Raw genomic sequence first — 25,979 nt, 5'->3', positions numbered from 1 at the left:
ATTGGCCGCTAGCCGGCGATTTTCCAATCAGCGATTCACATCCACCACCACCCGCCCACGCAATTGCCCCGCCAGCAGGCGCGGCGCAGCCTCGATCGCTTCGCTCAATCCGATTTCATGGCTGATCAATGGCAACAGGTCGAAGTCCAGATCCCTGGCCAAACGCCCCCACGCCTCTACACGCCGGGCTTTCGGCTGAGTCACGCTGTTGATCCCGGCCAGGGTCACGCCACGCAGGATAAAGGGCGCGACGGAGGCCGGAAAATCCATGCCCTGGGCCAGACCACAGGCGGCCACGGTGCCTTCGGACTTGGTGCTGGCACAGGCATTGGCCAAAGTGTGGCTGCCCACCGAATCGATGACCGCTGCCCAACGCTCCTTGGCCAAGGGCTTGCCCGGCTCGGACAAGGTGGCGCGGTCGATGATTTCGCTGGCGCCCAGCTGCTTGAGGTATTCGTGCTCCGACAGGCGACCGGTGGAAGCGACCACCCGATAGCCCAGCTTGCTCAGCAAGGCGATGGCGAAACTGCCGACACCGCCGTTGGCCCCGGTGACCAACACTTCGCCTTGGTCCGGTGTCACGCCGTTGCGTTCCAACGCCATGATGCACAGCATCGCCGTGTAGCCCGCCGTGCCGATGGCCATTGCCTGTGCTTCAGTGAAGGCCTCGGGCAGCGCAATCAGCCACTCGCCCTTGAGCCGGGCCTTTTGCGCCAGACCGCCCCAGTGCCCTTCGCCCACGCCCCAGCCATTGAGCAGGACTTTGTCACCGACCTTGTAGTCCGGATGCCCGCTGGCTTCGACGGTTCCTGCCAGATCGATCCCCGGCACCATCGGGAATTTTCGCACCACCGGGCTGCTGCCGGTGATCGCCAGGCCATCCTTGAAATTCAGCGTGCTGTACGCCACACGTACCGTCACGTCGCCCTCGGGCAGTTGGTCTTCATTGATCTGTTGCAGTGTGGCCCGGTAACCGCTGTCGTCTTTGTCGATCAAAATACCTTGGAACATTGCTGCCTCCTGGTGAGATCACCCGTTGTGGTGGGATTTAAATACCATATCGCAAAAAAATACCGTACTCGACTTTAAGCCAATATGATGGACCGCTATCAACGACGGAGGACTGCTGAAATGAGCCAATGGCCAGATACTCGTCTGCTTGACCTGCTTGGGATCGATCTGCCAATCATCCAGGCCCCCATGGCTGGTGCCACCACTGCGGACATGGTCATTGCGGCGAGCAACGCCGGCGGCCTCGGCTCGATGCCTGCCGCCATGCTGAGCGTCGAGCAATTGCGCGAAGAGCTCAAGCGCATCCGTCAAGAATGCCAGCGCCCGATCAACGTCAACTACTTCTGCCATCAACCACCGGCGGTGGACGAGCAACGCGCCCGGGACTGGAAGAACCTGCTGCAACCTTATTATCGCGAACTGGGTGTCGACTTCGATGCGCCGACGCCAGTATCCAACCGCGCGCCGTTCGATCAGGCCGCCTGCGAAGTGGTTGAAGAATTACGCCCCGAGGTGGTGAGTTTCCACTTTGGCCTGCCGGAAAAATCCCTGCTGGATCGAGTGAAAGCCACCGGAGCAAAAGTGCTGTCCTCGGCCACCACGGTCGAAGAGGCCATCTGGCTCGAGCAGCATGGCTGCGACGCAATCATCGCCATGGGTTACGAAGCGGGCGGACACCGGGGCATGTTTCTCAGTGATGACCTGAGCAGCCAGGTCGGCACCTTCGCCCTGGTGCCACAGATCGTCGATGCCGTTAAAGTACCGGTGATTGCCGCGGGCGGCATAACCGATGCGCGGGGTGTGGCGGCGGCATTCATGTTGGGGGCATCGGCGGTGCAAGTGGGCACGGCGTACCTGTTCACGCCTGAGGCCAAGGTCAGCGCCTCGCACCACAAGGCATTGCGCACCGCCAGGGAAAGCGAGACGGCGCTCACCAATATTTTCACCGGTCGCCCGGCACGGGGCATTCTCAATCGGGTGATGCGCGAACTCGGACCGATGAGCGCCCAGGCTCCGCGCTTCCCCCTCGCGGGCGGTGCATTGATGCCGTTGCGCGCCAAAGGCGAGGCAGACTTCAGTAACCTCTGGGCGGGGCAGGCGTTTACCCTGGGCGTCGAGTTGAGCAGCGCTGAACTGACCCGGCGCCTGGCCGAAGAGGGCTTGGCGAAATTGCTACATCGCTGAGGGTTTGTGGCGAGTGACACCCTCACTCGCCATAACCGCGCTGCAACGCATTCCGTTTACAGGCATTTCGCTATATATTCATCTATATAACGAATCACCCCTCGCAACACCTGCCCATGACGGAGCCGTTTCATGACCCTTCGCGCCTCACGTTTTGCACCCACCTGCCTGGCGAGCGTGCTTGCCGTGTTTGCCTTCGGCTCTGCCCAGGCGGACGAGGTGCAGGTCGCTGTCGCTGCCAACTTCACCGCGCCGATCCAGGCCATCGCCGCCGATTTCGAGAAGGACACCGGGCACAAGCTGGTGACTGCGTTCGGTGCCACCGGCCAGTTCTACACCCAGATCAAGAATGGCGCGCCGTTCGAAGTGTTCCTCTCGGCAGACGACACCACCGCGCAAAAACTTGAGGCCGAAGGCGACACCGTCAAGGGCTCGCGCTTCACTTACGCCGTCGGCACGCTGGCGCTGTGGTCGGCCAAGGAAGGCTACGTCGATGACAAGGGCAAAGTGCTGGCCGATAACACGTATCAGCATTTGTCGATCGCCAACCCGAAAGCCGCTCCCTACGGCCTGGCAGCGACCCAGGTACTGGCCAGGCAGGGCCTGACCGACAAGGTCAAGGACAAGATCGTCGAAGGCCAGAACATCACCCAGGCCTACCAGTTCGTGTCCACCGGCAACGCCGAACTGGGTTTTGTCGCCCTGTCGCAAATCTACAAGGACGGCAAGATCACCAGCGGTTCGGCGTGGATCGTTCCGGCCAACCTGCACGACCCGATCAAACAGGACGCGGTCATCCTCAACAAAGGCAAGGACAATCCGGCCGCAAAGGCACTGATTGACTACCTGAAGGGGCCAAAAGCCGCTGCCATCATCAAATCCTACGGTTACCAAATCTAAATGTCGCTGACGAGTGCCGACTTTTCCGCCATCTGGCTGACCCTGAAACTGGCGTCCCTGACGACCGTCATCCTGTTGCTGGTTGGCACTCCGCTGGCGTTATGGCTCTCGCGCACCCAATCCTGGTTGCGCGGCCCGGTCGGGGCGATCGTCGCCCTGCCCCTGGTGCTGCCGCCCACGGTGATCGGGTTCTATCTGTTGCTGGCGCTCGGCCCCCATGGGTTTGTCGGCCAGTTCACTCAATCCCTGGGCCTGGGCACCCTCACGTTCAGTTTTGCAGGCCTGGTGATCGGCTCGGTGCTGTACTCGATGCCGTTCGTGGTCCAGCCCCTGCAGAACGCTTTTTCCGCCATTGGCACCCGCCCTCTGGAAGTGGCCGCGACCTTGCGCGCCGGTCCCTGGGACAGCTTTTACAGCGTCACCTTGCCCCTGGCCCGCCCCGGTTTCATCACCGCGGCCATCCTCGGCTTCGCCCACACCGTCGGCGAATTCGGCGTGGTGCTGATGATCGGCGGCAACATCCCCGACAAGACCCGGGTGGTCTCGGTACAGATCTACGATCACGTCGAAGCCATGGAATATGCCCAGGCCCATTGGCTGGCCGGGGTCATGCTGGTGTTCTCTTTTGCGGTGTTGCTGGTGCTGTACTCCAGCCGTAAAACCAAAGCAGGCTGGAGCTGATCGATGATTCACACGCGTCTGAAGTTGAGCTATTCGGGATTCGCCCTCGATGTCGACCTGCAGTTGCCCGGCCGAGGGGTCACGGCGCTGTACGGTCACTCCGGGTCTGGCAAGACCACCTGCCTGCGCTGCATCGCCGGGCTGGAACGGGCCGACCAGGGGTTTGTCCAGGTCAACGATGAAGTGTGGCAAGACAGCGACAAGGGGATTTTCGTCCCGCCGCACAAGCGCGCACTGGGTTACGTCTTTCAGGAAGCCAGTCTGTTTCCTCACCTGTCAGTGCTGGCCAACCTGCAGTTCGGCCTCAAGCGCATCCCCCGGCAACAGCGCCGGGTCGACATGGCCCATGCGACCGAGCTGCTGGGCATCAGCCACCTGCTCGATCGCCATCCGCAGCACCTGTCCGGCGGCGAACGCCAGCGCGTGGGCATGGCACGCGCGCTGCTCACCAGCCCGACGCTGTTGTTGATGGACGAACCCTTGGCCGCGCTGGACGCTCAACGCAAAAGCGAGATCCTGCCTTACCTGCAACGGCTGCACGATGAGCTGGACATCCCGGTGCTGTATGTCAGTCACTCCCAGGACGAAGTCGCGCAACTGGCCGACCACATCGTCCTGCTCAGCGACGGCAAGGCGCTGGCCAGCGGCCCCATCGGCCAGACCCTGGCCCGCCTCGACTTGCCGCTGGCGCTGGGGGACGACGCCGGCGTGGTGATCCAGGGGCATGTCGCGGCCTATGACGCCCACTACCAGTTGTTGACCTTGCAACTGCCCGACACCGACCTGAACATCCGCGTGGCCCACACGCCGATGGCCGTGGGCCAGGCGCTGCGCTGCAAGGTTCAGGCGCGGGACGTCAGCCTGAGCCTGCACGGCGACGAACAAAGCAGCATCCTCAATCGCCTGCCGGTCACGGTGGTCAGTGAAATGGCCGCCGACAACAGCGCCCATGTGCTGGTGCGCCTGGATGCCGCGGGCAGCCCGTTGCTGGCGCGTATCACCCGCTATTCCCGGGACCACTTGAACCTGCACCCGGGCCAACGACTCTGGGCGCAGATCAAGGCCGTGGCGGTGCTGGCGTAAAGCCGGGGGCACGACTGCCGCGGCGCGGGGTCAATGGCTGTAACGGCCCCCTCGATCCCTCGCCCAGGACATTCGCCATGCCCGATGCACTGCCCCGTGACCTGCATTACGTCGATGACACCCAGCCGGGCATTACCCGACGCAAACTGCGTGGCAAATTCTGCTACTTCGAGCCCTCGGGCCAGCGCATCGTCGACCCGGAGGAGATCCAGCGCATCAATGCCCTGGCGGTCCCACCGGCCTACACCGACGTGTGGATCTGCACCGACCCGCGCGGCCACCTGCAAGCCACCGGCCGCGACGCCCGCGGGCGCAAGCAGTACCGCTATCACCCGCGCTGGCGAGAAGTGCGCGACAGCGACAAATATTCACGCCTGCGGGATTTCGGCCTGGCACTGCCGAAGTTGCGCAAACAGCTGGAAGCCTTGCTGGCGGCGCCGGGTTTCAGTCGCGACAAGGTCATGGCCACGGTCATCACCCTGCTCGACGCGACGCTGATCCGTGTCGGCAATGCCCAGTACGCCCGGGACAACCGCTCCTATGGCCTGACCACCCTGCGCGACCGGCATGTGGAGGTCAACGGCAGTGCGATCCTGTTCCAGTTTCGCGGCAAGAGTGGCATCGAACATCAAATTACCGTGAAGGACCGGCGACTGGCGCGGATCGTCAAGCGCTGCCAGGAGATTCCCGGGCAAAACCTGTTCCAGTACCTCGATGAAAACGGTGAGCGACACACCATCACTTCCGCCGACGTCAACGCCTACCTGCAAGACCTGACCGGCGCCGACTTCACCGCCAAGGATTACCGAACCTGGGCCGGCAGCGCCCTGGCCCTGTCGGTGTTGCGCGAGCTTGAGTGGCAACCCGAATCACAGGCCAAGCAGCATGTGGTGGCGATGGTCAAGGACGTCGCCCGGCAGTTGGGCAACACCCCGGCGGTGTGCCGCAAGTGCTACATCCACCCGGCGGTGCTCGAGGGTTTTCCCCTCGGCGCCCTGGCGCAATTGCCAAGGCCGAGGGTGCGCAAAGGCCTGCGGGCCGAGGAAGTCGCGCTGGCGATGTTGCTTGAGAAAATGGCGTCTGAACCGACGAACTGACCTGCCTATTTTTTGCACGATTGCAAATGGCTTCTATAGTAGATCTGTACACGAATCAGCTGCGGTGAAGCCATGGAAGACATTTTTGTCGTCAAGCGCTGCAACAAGATCATCATCCATGGACGCCGGGCTGGAGAAACCGTGCATCAACCCGCTGACGCCGCCGTCTGGTACCGCATCGCCGATACTCGCACCAATGGCTTCATCGGCGACGGCTACGATCTTGAACGCGATGCCCAATACGTATGTCGAGAGCTCAACGCCCGATCGCAAATGACGGTCCGGCAAGGCTGACGAGCATTCGCCAAGCGGTTACGGGTCTATACTGAGACAGTGCTGAAGGATCAGCGCCTCATCGGTGGAAGCTCGCTGGCGGCGGGCTTTTTACTGCCAATCTTCAGGTTTCTTAACGGAGGTGTTCCCCATGTCCGAAAAAGAGTCCATCACCACCCTGCTCACCCTGCTCGACTCCCGTCAGGTTCGCCTGGCTGCCGCGTGCAAGGAAATCGCCGACTGGGTCGATCATCAAGGCGGACACCCGACTGCGCTCAGGATCCGTGACCGGCTGAACGATATCGAAAAGGATACGCCGCTGATCCGCAACACCCTGTCGGCGCTGCGGCCAGTCGATCCGCCGCTGCCACGGTTCAGATAATTGCGATTCGGATACCGCTGCACAGACACGACCTGACGCGGGACACATGACCGGCGACACTATCGTCACCGCGTGTGTGTGTCTCTGCGATTCTGGCCCCCCAACCCAGCCCGGCGCTGGGATTTTTTACGCCCTCAAGCGGCGAACGTCAGCAAGCCTGGGTTGTCCAATGATCACCTCGCCACGAAGGAGGCGTTCAGATGGTTACCCACTTCAAAGTCAGCGGGCACCTCGCCTGCGGTCACACAGGCAACAACCTCACCTCAACCCGGGAACTGAATCGGGTCAAATGCAGAAGCTGTCGCAACACCGACGCTTACAAAGAGGCGCGCAAGAGCGAGCGCAACGCCGCCCGCCGCGCCGCACGCAAGGCAAGAACCCCTCATGTGCTCATAGACTGGCGCCAGGACTGGATCGAGCGCCTGTCCGCCATGGCAGGCCTGCAACGGCTGCCGCGGGGTTTTCATGGGCAGGGATTTGTCTAGAGGCAACAGGATTGGGGTCGATCCTGTCGACTCCGATCCTTGGTGGTCAATGGCACACCAGCCCGAGGATTTCGTGCAGTGACATGCGCTTGAAGGACTCCACCAACCTGCACCCTTCCTCTGGCCCGGACGACACCGCCAGCCGCATCGTCGCTTCGCCCAGGTGCCAGATCAAGAAAGCCGCATCCGCCAACTGCTGGGCGTCGGCGCCTGGTGTTACCCGCAACATGGCCTGGGCCAACAAGTCGCCAGCGATTCGACTCTCCTGCAGTTCCAGCTCGAGCAGTTGCTTGTCGGCCTGCATGCCGGACCAGATGTCACGCATCGCCGGTGTCGCCAGGACAATGTCGTAATACTGGTCGAGCAACGTCGAATAGGCCGCCTGCAACCCTTGCACATCCTCGACCTCCCCCAGCGCCTGTTCGATGCAGCGACGACTTTCAGCGTTATAGCGCTCGGCCAAAGTGCGGATGATCGAGCTCTTGTCGGGGAAGTATTGATAAAGCGAGCCAATTGAAATCTGCGACAGCGCGGCGATTTCACTCATCTTCACCTGGTCGCTGCCTTTGCTCGAAATCAAGTCCGTCGCCACGGCAAGTATGCGCTCCTGACGCTCGCGACTGCGTTGTTGCGCAGGGACGCGTCGAATCGTTGCCTGTTGGGGCGTTTCAGTGGCCTTGTCTGTCACTTGGGTTCCTCCCCTTTTCTATAACATGACGATGACTCACCTTAGCATTGTGTGAAGGCGTGCCCATACGTCGGTTTTTGCACTTCGGTCGATTGACGGAAAAACATGAGGGTTTATCATCTTTAAAACATGAGCATCACTCACATTGGTGGCTGGAGATGAACGCGATGACAACCTCTCAAGAAACCCTGCTGATTCTCGGCGCGACCGGCAAAACCGGTGGGCGCATCGTTCAACGCCTGCAAGCACTTGGCTTGCCCGTTCGCCAGGGTTGCCGAGGGGCGACCCCGGCCTTTGACTGGGAGGATCGATCGACCTGGGCCGCGGTGCTCCAAGGCGTCCACTCGGCCTACATCAGCTATCAACCCGACCTTGCGGTTCCAGGCGCCTTGGAGAGCATCCAGGCATTCACCGACCAGGCTGTTCAATCAGGCGTGCGCAAGTTGGTGTTGTTGTCGGGCCGCGGGGAGGTCGAGGCGCAACAGGCCGAACGCGTAGTGCAGAACAGTGGCGTCGACTGGACCCTGCTCAGGGCCAGTTGGTTCTGCCAGAACTTCAGCGAAGCGCACTTTCTCGAACCGATCCTCGAAGGTGAACTGGCCCTCCCCGTCGGACCGATCCCGGAGCCTTTTGTCGACGCAGAAGACATCGCCGACGTCGCGGTCGCGGCACTGACTCAACCCGGACATTCAGGCCAGCTCTATGAACTGACCGGACCACGCGCGCTGACATTCGCGGAGGCCGTCACGGAGATTGCCCAAGCCACCAACCGCGACATCGGCTTCCTGTCCGTACCGGCCGATGACTATCGCCAGGCGCTGGAACAGCAACAACTTCCATCGCCCCTGATCGACCTGGTCATGTACCTGTTCACCACCGTGCTCGACGGCCGAAACACAGCGGTCGCCGACGGCGTGCAACGCGCGCTTGGGCGTCCGGCGCGGGACTTCAGCGACTACGTCCGGCGCACTGCGGCGACGGGTGCCTGGAACCGTCCGATGTGAGGCATTGGCAACAATGGCCTTCCTCGGCTAGGGTCACTTTGCGTATCGAACCAAGGCGTCTTGATTGGCAGAAGTCAGCCCATGGAGGAAGCGATGTCATCCACTCGTAATGCCGAACAAACCTATCGCCAGTGGTCCAGCCCGATCCTGCTTGAACTCAAGGAGCGAGAACATCAAATGACCCCGTCGGACCGCGAGGCCCTGCAAACCATTCTGCTGGAAAGAAGACTGATCGATGTCGGCAATCCCAACGGCAGCGATCGACGCAAGGCAGACCTGAACGCTGAACACAAACAGGAGTAACGGCGCAAAGGACAGCAATAGACGAAGCCGAAACACACAAGGGTTTGCATTAGCTTTAGTCCGCAAACCCTTGATCTCCGGGAGCTCCCTAAGCAGCTCGTTCCAGGGCATCCAGCAAGTTGGCAAACTCCAGCGACAGCTTATGCCGAGGGGCGAAATGCACGAGGGGAACCGACACATCATGAGACTCGCGCATCTTCACCGAGCTGCTCAGGTAAACCGGCAGCACCGGCAAACCTTCGGCCATCAGCTCATCCACCAGCATCTGGTGCAAGCCGGTGTGACCGGTGAACTGGTTGACCACCACCCCTTCCACTGTCAGTGATTCATTGTGATCAAGGCGCAACTCTTCCACCTGGGCGATGACACGATACAACGCCTGGCGAGAAAACCTGTCGCAATCGAACGGAATCAGCAAACGGTCCGCCGCCACCAGCGCGCTGAAGGTGTAGAAATTCAGTGACGGCGGTGTGTCGATATAGATGCGCTCATAGTCTTCGGACAGTGCGATCAGCAACTTGCGCAGCTTGTTGATCTTGAACTTGCTCTCCAGTTTTGACTGCAGCTCGGACAGTTCGGCACTGGCCGTCACCAGGTCGAGATTGGCGTAAGGCGTGCGGGTGATGTTCACGCGATTCTTCCTGCCCTCGAACCCGCTGGACAAGGTCTGCTTGAAAAAATCGGCGATCCCCGCAGGAATGTTCTCGTTCATCAGCCCGGTGAGATAGTGGGTCGAATTAGCCTGGGGATCGAGATCAACCAGCAGCGTCCGGTAACCTTCGGCAGCACTGACGGCGGCGAGGTTGCAGGCAATGCTGGATTTTCCGACACCGCCTTTCTGATTGAATACGACACGACGCATGGGACTTGCTCATCCATGAAAAGGCCAGAGGCCGACTGAGGGAAACTGTAAGAAGTCGTGTCAATTCTATGACTGAATTATTACAGTATTGCGACAGTGGTTGGCGCAAGCCGCGAGTTAGAGCGCTGGGCTCATAAAAGAGCTCTTCAAGGCCTGTATCTCACATCAACGTTCGCCGAAGCGCTAGTGAAGTACTCGAACAAAACTCAGCCATGCCGGGCCTCCTGCTCGCGCATCCCTTGGATGATCGTCGACGCAGACAAAACAAGGTGAAGTGGGTTGTCCTTTGATACCGAGGCAACTTCTTTTTCATCTCATCACTGAGCTGATCGAGCGCCACAGCGGTGTTGGCCAGGGTGTAGTAGCCCAGCAGAACTCCGTCCTGCAGATACATGAACGTCCGGGAAATGTTACGCTTTTCGTCCTGACCAGCGTGCTGGGCAATATATGTGTTGAGGGCTGGATGAACTCCGCAGTCGAACGCAGCGCGATCTATCGACTTATCAAAGTCGACGGTGATGAAATCCATTAAAAGCCCTTAGCGTAAGGCAAGCAGATTGCGCAGCGCCTGATTAGGCTCGGGAGGATTGTCGAGCAGCTGGTATGCAGTGTCAGCATCCAGCACCGTCATGCCCTCGAAATCAACAGAGTCAGAAACCTGGGCCGACTGATCGTGCACAACGGAGCGGACCGCGAGGGCATCGACGACTTTTTTCAGGTCGCGAAGCTCCCGCTCCAGATTCTGAAGGTGCGGGACTCGTGGAGTACGAGGGGCTTTGTATACACCCGACTGACTCAGACCACTGCCGGCAAAAGCCTTTGCGGCTTGTCGCTCAACCACTTCGCTTGCACGCGAGGACACAACCACAATGCGATCGTCGCCGAGTCGGACGTCGAAATGCGCCTTCTTGCTGCCTGTCGGTGGCAGTGGTTTGTTTTCTGCTTGCTTGGTCACGGTGTTGCTCCTGTTGAGAAGCAAGAATATCACAAACTGCTTGACACCCCAGGGTTACGAAGTAACCGCCGATTTCAGGCGCTAATAATGTTTGCGGTAACCGGCGCGCTCCCAGTGAGTGAAGCGAACGAGCACCTGGCTGCCGATGCCAAGAAGATCAGGACATTGCTGCCATCAACGTTTACATGATCGTGCTCACAGGCGGCATCATGTACTCACCCTTGACCACGCTTTGTCCCGGGCTGTACAGGCGCAACAACAAGCTGAAGTCGCCCTTGGGTACCGGCAGCCAGTTGCTTTCCTTGTCAGCCCCTGGCGAAGGGTGTTGCAGGTAAATCGTCAGCGAACCGTCGGCATTCTTCTTCAGGTCCCGATTCTTGGTGCCGATTGAATAGCGATTGATCGGGTTGGGCTCGAAAAAGTGCTCACCGTCGTACGCCGATATTGACCAGAACGCCTCGGCCGGCGGTAGTTGATCGGCCGCAAATGTCAGGCTGTACGGCTTCGAGCCCTCAAGCCGTTCCCCGCGGCCATCGTAGTCGGTGCCCAGATACAGCGCGTCGTCCGGCTTGTTTTCCACATTGACCACCGGAATCTTGCCGATGCCCATGCCCCGCAGCACCACTTCGCCACGGATCATTTCCTGGCCGGTCACCACACCGGCGGCGGCATTGCCCATCCACGCCGCCTGTAGCTGCGTCTTGTCCAGCCCGGCATCGTTCAAGGCCAATTGGATCGCCTGTCCGGCCAAGCCCTTGAGCGTCTTGTCCAGGTGTTTGCCGAACGGCACCATGCCCACACCGGCAACGTATGCATTCATCTTCATGTCGAGGTTCTCAGATCCGTGAAATCAGGGTGCCGCCCTTGATGGCGAGCATTTCGTTGCAACCGTCCTCGATCATCGAGGCGCGGGCATCGCGCAGCAGCTTTTCGACCGGGTACTCGCGAGTGACGCCGTTGCCACCGAACAGCTGGATCGCTTGCGAGGCCACGTCGAAGGCGGTCTGCGTCGCGGTGATCTTGGCGGCGATGGAACCTTGCAGCGCCGGGCGTGGCGCCAGCTGGTTGAACAGCACCGCACGGCGCGCCAGGGCACGGGAGGCCTCGACGCGGGAGAACATGTGGAACAGGCGATAGCGCACGTTCTGGTGGACGATGATCGGCACCCCGCCCTGCTTGCGCTGGTGGGCGTAGGTGTAGGCGAGCTCATAGGCAGCACGGGCCACGCCGGTCCAGATCACGCCCATCAATGCGTTGGCCTCGGCGAGCACGCCCTGCTCGACCCTGGCGTAGTCTTCCGGCCCGGCCACCAGGTGGTCGAGCGGCAGGCTGACGTTGTCGAAATACAATTCACCTTGCGGCAGCGCACGCTGGCCCATCTTGTCCAGCGGTGCGCCGCGGCTGACACCGGCGCTGTCGAGCGGCACCAGCACCACGCAGCGCTGGTCGCGGCCGGAGCCATCGTCGAAACCGCAGAACAGGATGCAGGTTTGCGCAATCGGTCCATTGGACACCCAGGCGGACTTCTGCCCGTTGATGACGATGCGCTCGCCCTGGATTTTCGCGTTGCAATTCAATCGGCCATGCCCCACGCCGGGGTGGCGTACGTGGCCGCTGCTGTCGAGCATGTCGCTGCCATGGTCCGGTTCGGTAATGCCCCAGCAGCCCAGCGGGCGGTCGATGTAGCGCTGCATCAGGTCCTGCCGATCGACCAGGTCCAGGACAATGCCCGGGATCATGGCGGCGCCCAGCACCACGGCCAGGCCCCCGTCACCGTGCCCCAATTCCTCGAACACCAGGCTCATCAGGCGTGCGCGATCGGCCGCCGGCAAAGCCTGCAGATCGGCCAGGTTCAGGCCGAGCCCGGCGAACTCCTCGAACACCTGCCACAACGGCGAGTCGGCGGCGATCACCTGCGCCGGGGTCATCTGGTCGAGCTGCTGGCCGAGCGGTCGCATCACATTGCAGGCAAAGCGCCGCGCACTTTGCTGCATCGCCGATTCCAGCTCGTTGAGGTCGGCATCGAGGCCGGTTGGTTCAAGTTCCACTCGCAAGGCATACCCAGTCATTATTGTTTCTCTCGGGAAATGGCGGCAGCGGGCCGCACGCAAGGCGCGGCTGTCGCGACAAGGACGAGCTGGATGGTATGCGCAGGAACGAGGGGGATTGACCCCCTTGATGGGGGATGGGGGGTGTTCAGACTTGCAGATCAAGGGGCCCGCCTTGCCTGCCCGATTGCCGGGCAGGCAAGTGAATAACTACGGTTACCCAGGTCCTTGTTACAAGTGCCTGGGGAACAGTGCAGCGCTCAAAAACCTCGGATGAATCTTAACCACCTTGCGGTACCACACGAGCATCATTGCCTGAGCCCTGGATATACACCTTCGTCCCTTTAGCCAGGGAGGGATTGATCGGCTGGGTCACTGAGACCAGTACGCCACTGTTGACCCGCACGATAATCTGCTGCGCCTCTACCGGTTGATCGTACTTTTTCTTCTCGGCGTAATTACCACCCACCGCCCCGGCGAGCGCGCCGGCGACCATGGCGACATCCCGCCCGGTGCCCCGGCCAATCAGGCTGCCGATCCCCAGGCCACCCAGGCCACCGAGGACAGCACCGACGCCACTGTCGTGATTGGTCTGCATTTGTGTCAGCGAAATCTGCTCGATTGTGCCTGAGCGAATTTCAACTTCACCGGCGCCGCCGTCGGTTGAGCTGACGGCCGAACAGGCACTGATCAGTACAGCCGCCAATGTGATCGTCAGCCAGGACATGATTGCTTTCATAGCGGTGTACCTCGTTATTGATATTTGATGGCAATGCCCTTGAGCTTGCGTCCCTGAATCGTTTCGATGTCACGGCTCCAGAGTGGCCCGCTCACGTAGGCAGCGACGGGCTGGATCTGGTCATAAACGACAACCACTGCATCTGCGCCAAGCTTGGCTGCTTCTTCGCGCAGTTTTTGTTCGACCTGGGTGATGGGCGGTGCCGGGTCGACACTGGCATCGATCAGGATTTCGCCCAACCGCACGTTGGGCCGCGTCGGCGCTGTACGGAGTATCTGAACCTCACTGGCCAGGGTTGGCGCGGGGTGCTCGACGCCGACGTAAGCGGTTGTCTGCGCATCCACCGACGCACAGGCACTGAGCATCAGCACGCTGGTCATCAGCGCGGCCACAAGTAACGGTCTTTGCAAGCTTGCGCATCGAAGCGATGAATAAAGACGCATGTCAGCAATCCTCTGCTTGAGGGTTTCGAGCAGCCGCCGTGACGGCTACGCTAAGGTTCAACTGCGAATGAACGCCCAAAGATCAACATTCAATTTATCGATGGCGGCCTTGAAGTCCTGGGCGGTAATTTTCTGGCTTTCATTTTCCAGGGTGCTACCAAATACCTTGCGAACCACTTTGGCGACGGTTTGATTGGTTTTCGCATCGATGAGTTCGGCTTCGATGAACAGGTTCGTGTCCTGATCCCGGTGACCGGTGGCCGCCTGTGTGGCTCCGACAACGGCGGCGATGGGCACCACTTCATACCATTTCATGCCTTCGTTGGAGGCACTCACGCCGGTGACCGCCGCACGCATGATCAGGGGCTTTGAGCCGGTCGGCGCTTCTGAGATGTTCGACACCTGATGCCGCCCGCCTGCACCTGATGGCAGAACAGAACAAGCACAGCTGGAATCGCAGCCTTCCTTGGTTGCATGGACTTACCTCGACAAGAAAGCTTTCTCGAACATCCAAATTAGTTCTGATTCAGAAAGTCTGAACTACGCTGGACGGAGCCGGGGACAGACCACTAAGTGGTAGTTCATGTTTTCGAGATCGGAAAGGTGTACGTATGAATAAAGCTCTTCAATTCATGCCCGTCATGACATTGGCAACCCTTTGGCCCAACATCGGGTTCTCCGCCGACAGCCAGGCCGAATTGGCCAAGCAATCGCTGAACCCGGTGGCGGCGCTCTACAGCGTGCCCATTCAATACAACTGGAACCAGAAGCTCGGGCCCAGCGGCGAGGGTTATCAAAGCGTCACCAATATCCAGCCCGTGTTGCCTTTTAGCATCAACGAGAAATGGAACCTGATTTCCCGAACCATCCTGCCGGTCATTGACCAACATGGCCTGGTACCCGGCGGGCAAGCCGACAAATCCGGTATCGGTGATATCACTCAGAGCTTCTTCTTTTCACCCAAGGAACCCACCGCCAGCGGCTGGATTCTGGGGGCCGGCCCGGTGATTCTGGTGCCGACCGGCAGTGATGACCTGCTGAGCGCTGAACAATGGGGCGCCGGGCCTACGGTGGTCGCGCTTAAACAAAGTAATGGCTGGACTCGCGGTATTCTGGCCAACCACATCTGGTCCGTGGAAAGCAGCCCGCCCGACGACAAGGAAAAGATCAACCAGACGTTCCTGCAGCCGTTCTTCAGCTACACCACCCATACCTACACAACCTTTGGCATCAACACCGAGTCCACCTACGACTGGCAAACCCGCGAATGGTCGGTGCCGATCAACCTGTTCGTGACCCAGTTGTTCAAAGTAGGTCATCAACCCATGAGCTTGCAGGCCGGACCGCGCTACTGGGCTGATAGCCCGAAAGACGGTGCTGAGGGCTGGGGGTTTCGGGTCGCGTTCACGCTGTTGTTTCCTAAGTAAATTCAATTCTGGCCAGAATCATTTCTGTTTCACCGCTACTGCAATGCCCTCGACGGTGTAGATAACAGCTCGAGCCTCAGCCAACTCATTGATGGAGATTGCCAATGAAATACAGCGCCCCGCTGGTAATGCTATTGGGCTCGGCAGGCCTCTTGGGCTGCGCCAGTTCCTCCAGCCATCCGGTGACACTGCCGTTGACCGCTACCCAACAGAATACTGGCCAGATCGGCAGTACGACTCTGACCACTGTGGATAATGAAACCAGTTTTGACTTCTACATTTCTGGTGTCCCTGACGGAACCACTCTGCCGTTGCGTCTCTACACTTTTGTCAACAAAGGCAGCTGCCAGCAGCCAGGCCCAGCCGCTTATGACATGAACAACAGGATTACCACTCAACGTGCTGCTGAAGCCGGCTGGACTTTTTACCGAACTGCGCCTGTCGCCGTCCCTGAACTGCTGTCCGGGAAGTACTCCATCGTCGTGCGTACGACTCCCGAGGATGGCAGCGTCGATATTTTTTGCGGAGATATCGCACAAGCGGTCAGGTGAAGCGATTATGACAGCGTTGACCGGCCGCTTCTTGACCTCGCCATTCGCTGCGCAAGGCGTCGCCTTACTTGGCTACCCCGTCAAGCAGCACTCCATACGACTGAAGAAACTCCACCGTCCCGTGGAAAATCAGGCCGACGCCCATCGCCGAAACGAAGAAGCCGACGATGCGGGTCGCTGCGTCAATGCCTTGCGGGCCAATCTTTTTCAGGATGACATTGGCGTAAGCCAAAGAAAGGTAGGTTGTGAACATAGTGGCACAGATCGCCAGTGCCACCACGGCGAAGGACAGTATGGCGCGGTCGGAATCTTTTATGGTGCTGGTCAAGCCGATCACGGTGGCAATAGCGCCGGGGCCGAACATGATCGGCATGGCCATGGGGATGAAGGATACGTCCTGGTCGCCTTTGCCAGCGCTTGGAATCAGATTGCTGTTGGGCGAAGGGGCGAAAAGCTCGAAGCCGATGCGCATCAGGATCAGCCCACCGACCACCCGAATCATACTCAATGGAACCTCGAACAGGCGCAGCAGCAGGTTTCCGAAAATCAAAAAGAAAAACATCAGCAGCAGCGCATAGAGGCAAGCCTTGCGCGCCACTCGACGCCGTTCGACAGCGTCTTTGTCTTGCAGCAGGCCAAGGAATACCGGAATGGCCTCAAGCGGATTGATGATTGCCAGCAGGGTAGTGAACATGCCGAAGAACAGTGTGAGGTAGGCGTTCATGGATGATCTGCCAAGTGGGTTGTGTACCGGCTTACCATAGCTGATCAAAAACAGCGCGCCTCAAATCATGGGCATAAAACCAGCGGATCCCGATTGTCCGCCTGAAAACGTAGATGCCTGTGCAGGCCTTGCCTGCCCGATTGCCGGGCAGGCAAGTGAATGACTGACGCTACACGGGCAAGCCGCACCAGGGTCAGTTGGTTTTCACCACATCAGGCGGCGTCCAGCTGCCGTCGATGATCGAGGCCTCAGGCCAGTAATTGCGCAGCAGCAACGAGAACGGCCCCGTGGGAGCTGGCAGCCAGTTGCTTTCCTTGTCCGCGCCCGGGGACTTGGCGCCGAGGTAGAGAGTCAGGGAGCCGTCGGGATTATCCTTGAGCGTCTTGTTCTTGGTGCCCAGCGAGAAGCGCTGCAAGGGGTTGGCGTGGAAGAAGTGCTCGGCGTTGTACAGCGTCAACGACCAGAAGCCCTTGACCGGTGGCGTCTGTCCTTTGGCAAAGGTCACCGTGTATTGATGATTGCCGTCCAGGGGTTGCCCCTGACTGTCGTCTTCCTTGAATTGGTACTGGGTCTCCTCGGGCGTGTTCTGGTACATGCTCGACTTGGAGATGGCCGAGCACCTCAGCCAACTGGCGATGCAGCACAATCATCGATTGATGCAGATCCGCATCTCAACTAATTCCGGCCTGGCAGGCAAGACAGCGCCGGAGCATTGGTCATCATTCACCTGAGTCCTGACCGCTAGGCTCGTTGTCCCAACATGCTAAGAAACTGTCCCGCTGCGCTCATAGCCTCGTGCCCGGGATATCTACGATAGGACCACTACCTCCGCCCCATCAGCGGGGGCCAGTTACCTATAACGGGCGCATATCTTGCGCACCGCCGTACAAGCACGGATTGGAGACAACAATGACAAAAATCGCCGAAATCCAGGACACCCCTTCACCAGCCTCTCCCTCGGCACCGAACATCATCCGGTCGTCGGTGCGACAGCATTCGATCAAGGTGGAGCTATGCACGCCCGCCATCGGCGCCGAGCTCAGCAACGTCAGCCTTGTCGACGCCGCTGAGGACCCCGAACTGATCGCGCAAATCCGGGAGCTGTGGCTCAAGCACAAAGTGCTGTTCTTCCGCGACCAGAACATCACTCCAATGGAGCAACAGCATTTCGCCGCGCAATTCAGCGAACTGGAAGCCCATCCCCTTGCGCCGAGCCATCCGGAGGCGGACAAGCTGCTGATGCTGTACCGCAACCTCGATCCGAACAAGCCTAAAAACTATGTCGAAAAGGCCAGCCGCGAGAACCTCTGGCATGCCGATGTCACTTACAAGAAGGCGCCGCCCCGCGGCGCGGTGTTGCGCTGCGAACTGGGTCCGGAAACCGGCGGAGACACTCTGTTTTCCAACATGGTGATGGCCTACGACAATCTGCCCGACACCATCAAGCAACGGATCGAGGGCTTGTATGCCAAGCACGGCGCCGAGCAGACCTTTGGCGCCCAGTTGCCACGCGAAGAACGTCACGCGATGGCCCTGAAGAGTCCCGGCGCTGAACACCCGGTTGTGCTGACCCATCCCGAGACGGGTGAAAAGGTGTTGTTCGTCAACTCGGCGTTCACCACCCATTTCTCGAATTTCTTCAACTTCGAGGACATCCGTTACGGCCAGGACTTCATGCCCGAGGCTCATCATCTGATGAACTACCTGATCTCCCAGGCCGCCATTCCTGAATATCAGGTTCGCCTGAAATGGCGCACCAACACCGTTGCCATGTGGGACAACCTGCAAGTCCAGCACTACGCGGTGGCTGACTACGGCAATGCACCACGCAAGATGCTGCGCGCGACCCTGGCGGGCACCCCGCTGACCTGACCCTGACTGCCTGACAGGCTGCCAGAACACCCGACCCTCCGTGAGGGTCGGGCGATCCCGGCCGCCGAAAAATTCCCGATCACAACAACAATCAACGGAGATACCTATGCTCTACGAACACGTCGACACCGCCGTCATCGATGGCGAATCCCTGCCCTGGATTCCGTTTACCCCGTATGCGGAAAACGTATTGCTCAAGTACTTCAAGCTCGACCCGATCCGCGGCGAATGGATCGTCATGATGAAGGCGCCGATCGACATGCAGCTGCCCAAGCATCACCACACGGGCACGGTGATGGTCTACACCTTCGAAGGCCAGTGGAAATACAAGGAACATGACTGGGTCGCAGGTCCGGGCAGCATCGTCTACGAGACGGCCGGGTCGACTCACACACCGGAAGTCGTCAGCACCGGCAATGGCGACGGCTATGTGCTGACCCTGGTCCAGGTCAATGGCGATCTGGCGTTTGTCGATGACAACGACAACATCGTCGCGTTGGAAAACTGGAAGTCCGGCCTCAAGCGTTACCTCGCCTATTGCGAGCTGCATGACATCGAGCCGAAAGATCTCACGGCATTCAACTGATCCGGTTCCAGCAACGCTCCCGGCACGCCCCGATTCACGGGGCAGCCGGGTCGGTTACCTGAGCGCCAACATCCAGGGGAGGAAAACAGGCTGTCCCGGTTCGCGGTCTTGACGTGGAATCTGACAGAGAGCCCTGGCCGCCTGTCCGCTCCCCCGATCTCAGACTTATGAACGGAGCGATGCCCATGCATGGCTTGATGATGCACAAGCAGCTGTTGATTTCCTCTCTGATAGAACACGCCGACCGCCATCATGGCGATACTCAGATTGTGTCCCGCCGGGTGGAGGGCGATATCCATCGCTACACCTTCCGTGACTGCCACCGTCGCGCGCGCCAGTTGGCCAGCGCCCTGACCGGCCTGGGCGTGCAGCCGGCCGACCGCATCGGAACGCTTGCCTGGAACGGCTATCGTCACCTGGAGTTGTACTACGGCATCGGCGGCATGGGTGCCATCGTGCATACCATCAACCCGCGCCTGCATGAAGACCAGGTGGCCTACATCGCCAATCATGCCGAAGACCAATACATCTTCTTCGACATGACCTTCCTGCCGTTGATCAAGCTCATCGCTGGCCGCTGCCATACGGTCAAGGCGTTCATCGCCATGACCGATCAGGCCCACATGCCAACGGACGCCGGTATCGACAACCTGCTGTGCTATGAAGATCTGCTGCAACAGGGCGCCTGCGACTATGCCTGGCCGGATCTCGACGAGGAAGCCGCCTGTACGCTCTGCTACACCTCCGGCACCACGGGCAACCCGAAAGGCGTCCTGTACAGTCATCGCTCATCGCTATTGCACAGCTATGCCGCCGCACTGCCGGATGCCCTGAACTGCTCGGCGCGGGACGTCATCCTGCCGGTTGTGCCCATGTTCCATGTCAATGCCTGGGGGCTCCCGTACATCGCGTGCATGGTCGGCGCCAAGCTGGTATTTCCCGGACCTGCGCTGGACGGCCAATCGCTGTTCGACCTGCTGGAAGCGCAGCAGGTGACCCTCTCCGCCGGCGTACCGACAGTCTGGCAAGGGTTGCTGGGGCATCTGGAGCAAACCGACAAGTCTTTCTCCAGCATGAAACGCACCATTATTGGCGGTGCAGCCTGCCCCACGGCCATGCTGCACAGGTTTCAGGAGACCTTCGGCGTGGCGGTGTTGCACGTCTGGGGGATGACGGAGTTGAGCCCGATCGGAACCATCGGCACCCTCAAGGCCAGGCACCTGGTCATGTCCGCGGCCGAGCGTAATGCCGTGCAGTCCAAACAAGGCCGCGCAGTGTTTGGCGTCGACATGAAGATCGTCGGTACGGACGGCGTGGAACTGCCTTGGGACGGCGCGACGTCGGGTGACCTGATGGTGCGTGGCCCCTGGGTGGTACGCGACTATTTCAGAAACGAAGGTGAGTGCTCGCCGCTTCTCGAGCACGCCGGCCAGACATGGTTCCCGACCGGCGATGTGGCGACCATCGATGGCGATGGCTTCATGCAGATCACCGATCGCAGCAAGGATGTGATCAAGTCGGGTGGCGAGTGGATAGGCTCCATCGACCTCGAGAACATTGCGCTGAGCCATCCGTCAGTCGCCCAGGCGGCCTGCATCGCGGCCAAACATGCGAAGTGGGATGAGCGGCCGTTGCTGGTCATCGTCAGGAAAGCGCAGGCAGCCCTGACGCGGGATGAACTGCTGGCCTTTTATGAAGGCAAGATTGCCAAGTGGTGGACGCCGGATGATGTGGTCTTCGTCGATACGATTCCACTGGGTGCTACGGGCAAGGTCTTGAAGAACCGTCTGCGCGAGCAGTTCGGCGATCATCTGCTGGTCAAGGTTGTCAGCTGAGTAGCCAGGTAAAAATCCAGCCCTGTCCATGTGCAAAGGCAGGGCGGACGTTACGGCAGATGCCGCTAGCGTTCGCCCTGCCTTTTGCGTTGACGCCATGAAGTGGCTTAGCGTGCCGCTGGCTCACAGGACATCGACTGCTCGAGAAACTCCAGCAGCAACTCGTTGACCTGGGCGGGGCTTTCCTCTGCGGCGCTATGGCCTACACCGGGTAGCAACACCTTTTTGCGCAGTGCGGGCAGGTAGGCGTCCATCTGCTCGTAGAGGCCGCGGATTTCAACCGGCTCCAGGGAAGGGTCGGCAGCACCGCCGATGAACAGGCTCGGCTGGCTGACCTTCGCGCCGTCGAGAAACGCGGTGATTTCCCAGTTGCGGTCACGACAGCGGTAATAGTTGAGGGCTCCGGTAAAGCCCGTGCGTGTGTACTCGGCGACGTAGTAGTCCAGCGACCGCGGGCTCAACCAGGACGGAAACTCCCCCTTCGGCTCGGTGAAGGCATTGAGAATGGGTTCACCGGCCTCGACGAACAGACGCCAGCGTTCGGCGCCGACGGCGCTGCCGGAGATCGAATAGAAGACGCTGCTCAAGGTCTTGCGCGGATCATGGGCCAACTCGCGATCCGGCTTGTCGAGCTGTTGGAAATACAGGTGGTGGTAGACCCTTCCTTTCGCCATGGCCTGCAAACCCACGGTCGGCTTGACCTTGCCGCGCGGTGGCACCGGCGTATTGAGCATCACCAGGCCACGGAACAGATCCGGTCGCAACAGGGCCGACGCTTGAGCCACCCAGGCCCCCAGGTCGTGCCCAATGATGACCGCGGACGTTTCGCCCAGGGCCGCCATCAAGCCCACCATGTCGCCGACGGCCTGGCTCATGTCATAGGCTTCGATGGCATCGGGTCGGTCCGACTGCCCGAACCCGCGTTGATCGGGCACGACAACCCGAAAGCCGGCCTCGGCCAAAGCCACGATCTGGCGCCGCCACATGTACCAGAGGTAGGGGAAACCATGCAGCAGGATGACGAGCGGGCCCTGGCCCTCGTCGATGTAATGCATGCGGATGCCGTTGACTTCGGCAAAGCAGTGATTGAATGCATCAGGATCGTCGGCATCCGCAGGCGCCATTGCAGCGAGCGGCTGACCGATACGCATTGAAGTGCGCGTATCCATTTTCTACCTCCATCTTATCAATTGTGGGCCTGAAGGTAGCGCCGTGTGGGTGCTCTGCACTGAGCTTCCCGGGACACAATCTTGTGAAACTGGGACAGCGCCAACACCTGCAGCGCGGCGCCTTACGCCATCGTTCCAGGCTCTTCGACTGTGTCCCAGTATGCTAAGAAATTATCCCGCCATGCCCATGCCACCGGGCCCATGCTCCCTAAAATGGATCCGCGCTACCTGCTCTGCATCACGCCAGACCAGGGTTGAAGATCGCTGGCGCCAGCAGTTCCGCCACAAGCGCCCTCTTCCCGCGCAAAACACCTTCGATGAAAAAAGCAACGCCGCCATCGGCCGAGGGAGATCCTGCACATGCCCAAGCTTGTTCGCGCCGCCGTCTTGACCAAATACCTGGAAGTCACCCAGGACCTCGGATTCAACCCGTGCGACATCATGACCGTCGTCGGGCTGAGCAAGGCTCAACTGCGAGTCCCGGAAAACCGTATACCCATCGATTCCGCCGTGCGCCTGCTGGAAGATTCTGCCGTCGCCAGTGGTTGCCAGACCCTCGGCCTGCGCATGGCCGAGTCGCGTCAGCTTTCAGACTTCGGCGCGGTCAGCCTGCTGCTCAGCCAGCAACGCACCCTGCGTGAGGCCTTTCAGGTAATGGAGCACTATCGTCATCTGATGAATGACTCCCTGGGGATCTTCGTTGAAGAAGCCGGCCGGATGGTGATCATTCGTGCCGAGATGGTCACCGAATCGCTGCTGCCCAGCCGCCAGGCCTCGGAACTGGTCATCGGTGTGCTGTTCGGCCTGTGCTCGACACTGCTCGGCGCGCAGTGGCGCCCGTACAGCGTCAACTTCATGCACCAGCCGCCAGAGAACCTGCATCTGCATCGGCGCCTGTTCGGCTGCAACCTGGAGTTTGGCAGCGATTTCAACGGCATCGTCTGCTCCGATGCCAGTCTGGACATGGTCAACGCCAATGCCGACCCGGCCATGGCAAGTTATGCCAGACACTACATCGACTCGCTGCAAAGCGATGTAAACACTTCGTTGCTGTTCGAAGTGCGCAAGGCAATCTACCTGCTGTTGCCCATGGGCCGCGCCACGATCGAACAGATCGCGCTGTCACAGGGCATGAACGTGCGCACCTTTCAACGCCGCCTGCAAGACGACGGCTGTGCCTTCAACGACCTGATCAACGAGGTGCGCCGTGACCTGGCGCTCCGTTATCTGGAAAACCCGAACCACTCGATGAGTAGCATCGCCGACATGTTCGGCTTCTCCATGGCCAGCTCCTTCACCCGCTGGTTCATCAACCAGTTCGGCATGCCGCCAGCGGCGTGGCGTCGCGCGCAGAAACAAGCGGTCGCTCCCTGACAGGGAGCGCTGTTCCCGCCTTTCAACGCACACAAAAAAAACGGCGACTGCTGGTACAGTCGCCGCGAAAACCGGTGCTTGTCACACCGGTGGTGAGCCTCACTGTAACGAGGAGCCAGCCCAGTGAAGCCCTGCATGCCCGGGGCACTGATGGAAATCACCAGGCACCAGCGCGAGAACTCATTGACCCCGCCCTGCACCGCCGGCGCGATCCAGCCGGTGCTGTTGATGCAGGCCAGCATCAGTGATAACCCGTGAGCAATCATTGGATAGACGATCATCGCCAGGGTCGACAACGCCGACACGCCGATCACCGTGAACAGGGTCGCACGCTCTTTCTGCGGATGGTTAGGCAACGCCGCGGCCAGGGCCAAGGCTGCCGATGCACCGCAGATGGCGGTGGCGCCACCGGTAAGCATGCCGAACAAAGCCGAGCAGCCTGGCGGCGATCACCGAGACGCCGATGGTCACCACCAGGATCACCACCAGCGCCATCGGCTTCCAGCCCAACGCCGCCATTTGTTCCAGGGTGATACGCATGCCCAGTAGCGCCACGCCGATGCGCAGCACCATACGCGCGGTAAACTCGACACCGGCCTTGCACGAGCCTTCGTCCGCCAGAAAGTTCAGCGCCATGCCCAGCAACAAGGCGAACAGCATGAGCGGCGCACCATAGTGCTCGGACAAAAACGAAGCGGCAGCCGCCACGATCAGGCTGACGATAAAACCCGATGCCAATTCGCGCACGCGGGTATGGGCTTGGGTGCGAGCAATGGCGCTCATGGCATGGACTCCTCGCCAATCAGCATCTGCTCCAGCTTGCGCTTGCCGATCAGGTTCCAGGGGCGATCGAAAAACACATCAACACTTGAAAAACGACTCACAACTTCACCTCTAACGCGGCGTCACTGACAGGGGCTGCGACGCTGTCACCCGTTAAACGGGCAATATCTTTGTGGTAGTGACACTTGGCGTAAAAGAACACCGCCGCGGCCGCGAGGCTGACCAGTGGCACCAGTTGAAACGCGGCATGCAGGCCGATCAGGTCGGAAACCCGGCCGGTAATAAATGGCCCCGGGGCCAGGCCGAGCAGGTTGTTGGCCAGGGTCAACGTGGCAAACGCCGTGCCGTGTACCGAGTAATGGGTCAGGTTGGCGACCATCGCGCCAGCCGGGCCCGTGGTCCCGGTGGCAATCAGCATGCCGAGGCAAATCAACAGCAATTGCACGGGCCCCGCCTGCAGCGCGAACGCCGCCGACAAGAGCAGGCAACTGCCCAGGCAGAAGGCGATGGCCAGGCTGACCTTGCGCTCCGGTGAGTTGCGACACAGCCGATCGCTGAGCATGCCGCACAGAATCATCCCCACACCGCTGCACAGCACAATGAGCGCTGCCAGGCCGCCGGCCTTGTCCGTCGGCATGTCGTAGTAGCGGTTCAGGTAGCTGGGAATCCACACCATCACCGTGCCGCCGACAAACAACTGCAAACCACTGCCGAAATAGGTCGCCACCACCGAACGGCTGGACCACAGGGTACGCAACGGGCGCTGGACCTGCGCGCCCTGGTTCAGGGCCCGCGCCGCACGTTGCGGCGCAATGCGCGCTTCCTTGACGATGATTGGATACAGTACCGCCAGGCACAGGCCGAACAACGCCATGCCGGCAAATGACCAGCGCCAGCCCAGCTTGGCGGCGATCGCGCCGCCCAGGGCCATGCCCAGCACAGCGCCGAACAAGCCGCCGGCCATGAACGCGCTGGCCAGGGTGGCGCGCATGTGTTTTGGGAATACCGAAATCACCACCGCGATGCCCACGCTGCCGTAGGCGGCTTCGCCGACGCCGACCATGAACCGGGCGATGAACATCTGCGGGTAGTCCTGCGCCAAGGCGCAGCCCAAAGTGGCCAGGCTCCACAGTAGCGCCATCAGCGCCAGGCTCTTGACCCGGCCGAAACGGTCGGCCATCAGCGACAGCGGGAACGTCAGCAGGCCGACCATCAGGGCGACAATGCCACTGAGCAGGCCGAGCTGGCCGTCACTCAGTGCCCACTCGCTCTTGAGCAGCGGGAACACCGCATTGAGCACTTGGCGCGACATGTAATCGGAAATCAACAGGCCGAAGGTCAGTGCAAAGACAATCCAGGCATATCTACGCGCAACGTTGACGCAACCAGCGTCGTCATCGTCGGCGATTGGGTGAAAGGCCATGCAGCCTCCTCATGGGTTTTATTGTTGTTATAAAGCGGATGGCCAATACGGCTCTGCCTCCACTATTATCAGTGACCTGAAGGTAGCTCTGGCGGG

The 25,979-nt window shown here is 60.3% G+C and carries 29 protein-coding genes and 3 pseudogenes; 17 read left to right on the top strand and 15 right to left on the bottom strand.

Translation table 11 applies throughout. From position 1 onward, the window contains the following. Positions 1 to 27: 27 nt before the first annotated feature. Positions 28 to 1,011, bottom strand: a complete 984-nt coding sequence (locus NPS56_RS18875) for an MDR family oxidoreductase (protein WP_274075999.1) — start codon at positions 1,009 to 1,011, stop codon at positions 28 to 30. Positions 1,012 to 1,131: 120 nt separating this feature from the next. Here NPS56_RS18875 and NPS56_RS18870 point away from each other — a divergent pair, with 120 nt between their 5' ends. From NPS56_RS18870 to NPS56_RS18835, 8 genes are all read left to right on the top strand, one after another. Continuing rightward, positions 1,132 to 2,196, top strand: a complete 1,065-nt coding sequence (locus NPS56_RS18870) for an NAD(P)H-dependent flavin oxidoreductase (protein ID WP_274075998.1) — start codon at positions 1,132 to 1,134, stop codon at positions 2,194 to 2,196. Positions 2,197 to 2,328: 132 nt separating this feature from the next. Continuing rightward, the gene (modA, locus tag NPS56_RS18865; RefSeq protein WP_274075997.1) at positions 2,329 to 3,096 is read left to right on the top strand and encodes a molybdate ABC transporter substrate-binding protein; all 768 of its coding nucleotides are present in this window, start codon (positions 2,329 to 2,331) and stop codon (positions 3,094 to 3,096) included. Next, positions 3,097 to 3,777, top strand: a complete 681-nt coding sequence (gene modB / locus NPS56_RS18860) for a molybdate ABC transporter permease subunit (RefSeq protein ID WP_274075996.1) — start codon at positions 3,097 to 3,099, stop codon at positions 3,775 to 3,777. 3 nt (positions 3,778 to 3,780) lie between these two features. Then, the gene (gene modC / locus NPS56_RS18855; RefSeq protein WP_274075995.1) at positions 3,781 to 4,860 is read left to right on the top strand and encodes a molybdenum ABC transporter ATP-binding protein; all 1,080 of its coding nucleotides are present in this window, start codon (positions 3,781 to 3,783) and stop codon (positions 4,858 to 4,860) included. 77 nt (positions 4,861 to 4,937) lie between these two features. Then, positions 4,938 to 5,957: a DNA topoisomerase IB gene (locus NPS56_RS18850; RefSeq protein WP_274075994.1), complete on the top strand. Its 1,020-nt coding sequence runs from the start codon at positions 4,938 to 4,940 to the stop codon at positions 5,955 to 5,957. A 72-nt stretch (positions 5,958 to 6,029) separates the two neighbouring features. Continuing rightward, positions 6,030 to 6,251, top strand: a complete 222-nt coding sequence (locus NPS56_RS18845) for a hypothetical protein (protein ID WP_274075993.1) — start codon at positions 6,030 to 6,032, stop codon at positions 6,249 to 6,251. Between the two features lie 130 nt (positions 6,252 to 6,381). Beyond that, the gene (locus NPS56_RS18840; protein WP_274075992.1) at positions 6,382 to 6,612 is read left to right on the top strand and encodes a hypothetical protein; all 231 of its coding nucleotides are present in this window, start codon (positions 6,382 to 6,384) and stop codon (positions 6,610 to 6,612) included. Between the two features lie 200 nt (positions 6,613 to 6,812). Then, positions 6,813 to 7,097: a hypothetical protein gene (locus tag NPS56_RS18835; RefSeq protein WP_274075991.1), complete on the top strand. Its 285-nt coding sequence runs from the start codon at positions 6,813 to 6,815 to the stop codon at positions 7,095 to 7,097. A gap of 46 nt (positions 7,098 to 7,143) precedes the next feature. Here the strand turns inward: NPS56_RS18835 and NPS56_RS18830 are convergent, their stop codons facing one another. Beyond that, positions 7,144 to 7,785, bottom strand: a complete 642-nt coding sequence (locus tag NPS56_RS18830) for a TetR/AcrR family transcriptional regulator (protein WP_274075990.1) — start codon at positions 7,783 to 7,785, stop codon at positions 7,144 to 7,146. Between the two features lie 167 nt (positions 7,786 to 7,952). Between NPS56_RS18830 and NPS56_RS18825 the strand changes: the two genes are divergently transcribed. Continuing rightward, positions 7,953 to 8,789, top strand: coding sequence for an NAD(P)H-binding protein (locus NPS56_RS18825; RefSeq protein WP_274075989.1), 837 nt, complete (start codon positions 7,953 to 7,955; stop codon positions 8,787 to 8,789). A gap of 93 nt (positions 8,790 to 8,882) precedes the next feature. Then, entirely contained in the window at positions 8,883 to 9,092 is a 210-nt protein-coding gene (locus NPS56_RS18820; protein ID WP_274075988.1) for a hypothetical protein, read from the top strand. Positions 9,093 to 9,180: 88 nt separating this feature from the next. Here NPS56_RS18820 and NPS56_RS18815 read toward each other — a convergent pair whose 3' ends face one another. The 8 genes and pseudogenes from NPS56_RS18815 to NPS56_RS18780 form a co-directional block, all read right to left on the bottom strand. Next, positions 9,181 to 9,954 (bottom strand): ParA family protein, encoded by a 774-nt coding sequence (locus NPS56_RS18815; RefSeq protein WP_274075987.1) that lies wholly within the window; start codon positions 9,952 to 9,954, stop codon positions 9,181 to 9,183. Between the two features lie 160 nt (positions 9,955 to 10,114). Further along, on the bottom strand, positions 10,115 to 10,483 hold the full coding sequence (locus NPS56_RS18810) for a hypothetical protein (RefSeq protein ID WP_274075986.1): 369 nt from the start codon (positions 10,481 to 10,483) through the stop codon (positions 10,115 to 10,117). Positions 10,484 to 10,492: 9 nt separating this feature from the next. Continuing rightward, positions 10,493 to 10,909 carry a hypothetical protein gene (locus NPS56_RS18805; protein WP_274075985.1) on the bottom strand — a complete coding sequence of 139 codons (417 nt, stop codon included), beginning with the start codon at positions 10,907 to 10,909 and terminating at the stop codon, positions 10,493 to 10,495. Between the two features lie 181 nt (positions 10,910 to 11,090). Further along, positions 11,091 to 11,735, bottom strand: coding sequence for a DUF1214 domain-containing protein (locus NPS56_RS18800; protein ID WP_274075984.1), 645 nt, complete (start codon positions 11,733 to 11,735; stop codon positions 11,091 to 11,093). 10 nt (positions 11,736 to 11,745) lie between these two features. Then, a complete protein-coding gene (locus tag NPS56_RS18795; RefSeq protein WP_274075983.1) occupies positions 11,746 to 12,978 on the bottom strand; it encodes an acyl-CoA dehydrogenase family protein in 1,233 nt (410 codons plus the stop codon). Between the two features lie 259 nt (positions 12,979 to 13,237). Continuing rightward, positions 13,238 to 13,696, bottom strand: a complete 459-nt coding sequence (locus tag NPS56_RS18790; RefSeq protein WP_274075982.1) for a glycine zipper 2TM domain-containing protein — start codon at positions 13,694 to 13,696, stop codon at positions 13,238 to 13,240. Between the two features lie 14 nt (positions 13,697 to 13,710). After that, positions 13,711 to 14,076 (bottom strand): hypothetical protein, encoded by a 366-nt coding sequence (locus NPS56_RS18785; RefSeq protein ID WP_425313637.1) that lies wholly within the window; start codon positions 14,074 to 14,076, stop codon positions 13,711 to 13,713. A gap of 120 nt (positions 14,077 to 14,196) precedes the next feature. Then, positions 14,197 to 14,541, bottom strand: a pseudogene (locus NPS56_RS18780) (DUF3313 domain-containing protein); the annotation flags it as partial. A gap of 230 nt (positions 14,542 to 14,771) precedes the next feature. On the opposite strand from NPS56_RS18780, the gene NPS56_RS18775 reads away from it, so the two are divergent. Beyond that, positions 14,772 to 15,566 carry a transporter gene (locus tag NPS56_RS18775; protein WP_274076008.1) on the top strand — a complete coding sequence of 265 codons (795 nt, stop codon included), beginning with the start codon at positions 14,772 to 14,774 and terminating at the stop codon, positions 15,564 to 15,566. A 104-nt stretch (positions 15,567 to 15,670) separates the two neighbouring features. Then, positions 15,671 to 16,117: a hypothetical protein gene (locus tag NPS56_RS18770; RefSeq protein WP_274075980.1), complete on the top strand. Its 447-nt coding sequence runs from the start codon at positions 15,671 to 15,673 to the stop codon at positions 16,115 to 16,117. 64 nt (positions 16,118 to 16,181) lie between these two features. Here NPS56_RS18770 and NPS56_RS18765 read toward each other — a convergent pair whose 3' ends face one another. Beyond that, the gene (locus NPS56_RS18765; RefSeq protein ID WP_274075979.1) at positions 16,182 to 16,841 is read right to left on the bottom strand and encodes a MarC family protein; all 660 of its coding nucleotides are present in this window, start codon (positions 16,839 to 16,841) and stop codon (positions 16,182 to 16,184) included. 193 nt (positions 16,842 to 17,034) lie between these two features. Beyond that, positions 17,035 to 17,457: pseudogene (locus tag NPS56_RS18760) on the bottom strand (DUF1214 domain-containing protein); the annotation flags it as partial. On the opposite strand from NPS56_RS18760, the gene NPS56_RS18755 reads away from it, so the two are divergent. The 4 genes from NPS56_RS18755 to NPS56_RS18740 all read left to right on the top strand — a co-directional run bounded on the left by NPS56_RS18755 (position 17,435) and on the right by NPS56_RS18740 (position 21,134). Then, complete coding sequence (locus NPS56_RS18755) at positions 17,435 to 17,572, top strand: hypothetical protein (RefSeq protein WP_274076009.1); 138 nt, start codon at positions 17,435 to 17,437, stop codon at positions 17,570 to 17,572. The pseudogene NPS56_RS18760 and the gene NPS56_RS18755 overlap by 23 nt on opposite strands. 268 nt (positions 17,573 to 17,840) lie before the next feature. Further along, the gene (locus NPS56_RS18750) at positions 17,841 to 18,713 is read left to right on the top strand and encodes a TauD/TfdA dioxygenase family protein (RefSeq protein ID WP_274076007.1); all 873 of its coding nucleotides are present in this window, start codon (positions 17,841 to 17,843) and stop codon (positions 18,711 to 18,713) included. Positions 18,714 to 18,819: 106 nt separating this feature from the next. Next, positions 18,820 to 19,299: a 2,4'-dihydroxyacetophenone dioxygenase family protein gene (locus NPS56_RS18745; protein WP_274075978.1), complete on the top strand. Its 480-nt coding sequence runs from the start codon at positions 18,820 to 18,822 to the stop codon at positions 19,297 to 19,299. Between the two features lie 185 nt (positions 19,300 to 19,484). After that, complete coding sequence (locus NPS56_RS18740; RefSeq protein WP_274075977.1) at positions 19,485 to 21,134, top strand: 3-(methylthio)propionyl-CoA ligase; 1,650 nt, start codon at positions 19,485 to 19,487, stop codon at positions 21,132 to 21,134. A gap of 107 nt (positions 21,135 to 21,241) precedes the next feature. On the opposite strand, the gene NPS56_RS18735 is transcribed toward NPS56_RS18740, so the two are convergent. Continuing rightward, entirely contained in the window at positions 21,242 to 22,303 is a 1,062-nt protein-coding gene (locus tag NPS56_RS18735) for an alpha/beta fold hydrolase (protein ID WP_274075976.1), read from the bottom strand. Positions 22,304 to 22,663: 360 nt separating this feature from the next. Here NPS56_RS18735 and NPS56_RS18730 point away from each other — a divergent pair, with 360 nt between their 5' ends. Further along, positions 22,664 to 23,677: an AraC family transcriptional regulator gene (locus NPS56_RS18730; protein WP_274075975.1), complete on the top strand. Its 1,014-nt coding sequence runs from the start codon at positions 22,664 to 22,666 to the stop codon at positions 23,675 to 23,677. A 131-nt stretch (positions 23,678 to 23,808) separates the two neighbouring features. Here NPS56_RS18730 and NPS56_RS18725 read toward each other — a convergent pair. After that, a pseudogene (locus NPS56_RS18725) lies at positions 23,809 to 24,460 on the bottom strand (putative sulfate exporter family transporter); the annotation flags it as partial. Between the two features lie 97 nt (positions 24,461 to 24,557). Next, entirely contained in the window at positions 24,558 to 25,883 is a 1,326-nt protein-coding gene (locus tag NPS56_RS18720) for an MFS transporter (RefSeq protein WP_274075974.1), read from the bottom strand. Positions 25,884 to 25,979: the final 96 nt, after the last annotated feature.

The sequence above is a fragment of the Pseudomonas putida genome (assembly GCF_028682635.1).
GTDB lineage: Bacteria > Pseudomonadota > Gammaproteobacteria > Pseudomonadales > Pseudomonadaceae > Aquipseudomonas > Aquipseudomonas putida_AE.
The sequence above is the reverse complement of the archived record's forward strand: the minus strand, read 5'-3'. Positions and strand labels throughout refer to the sequence as shown.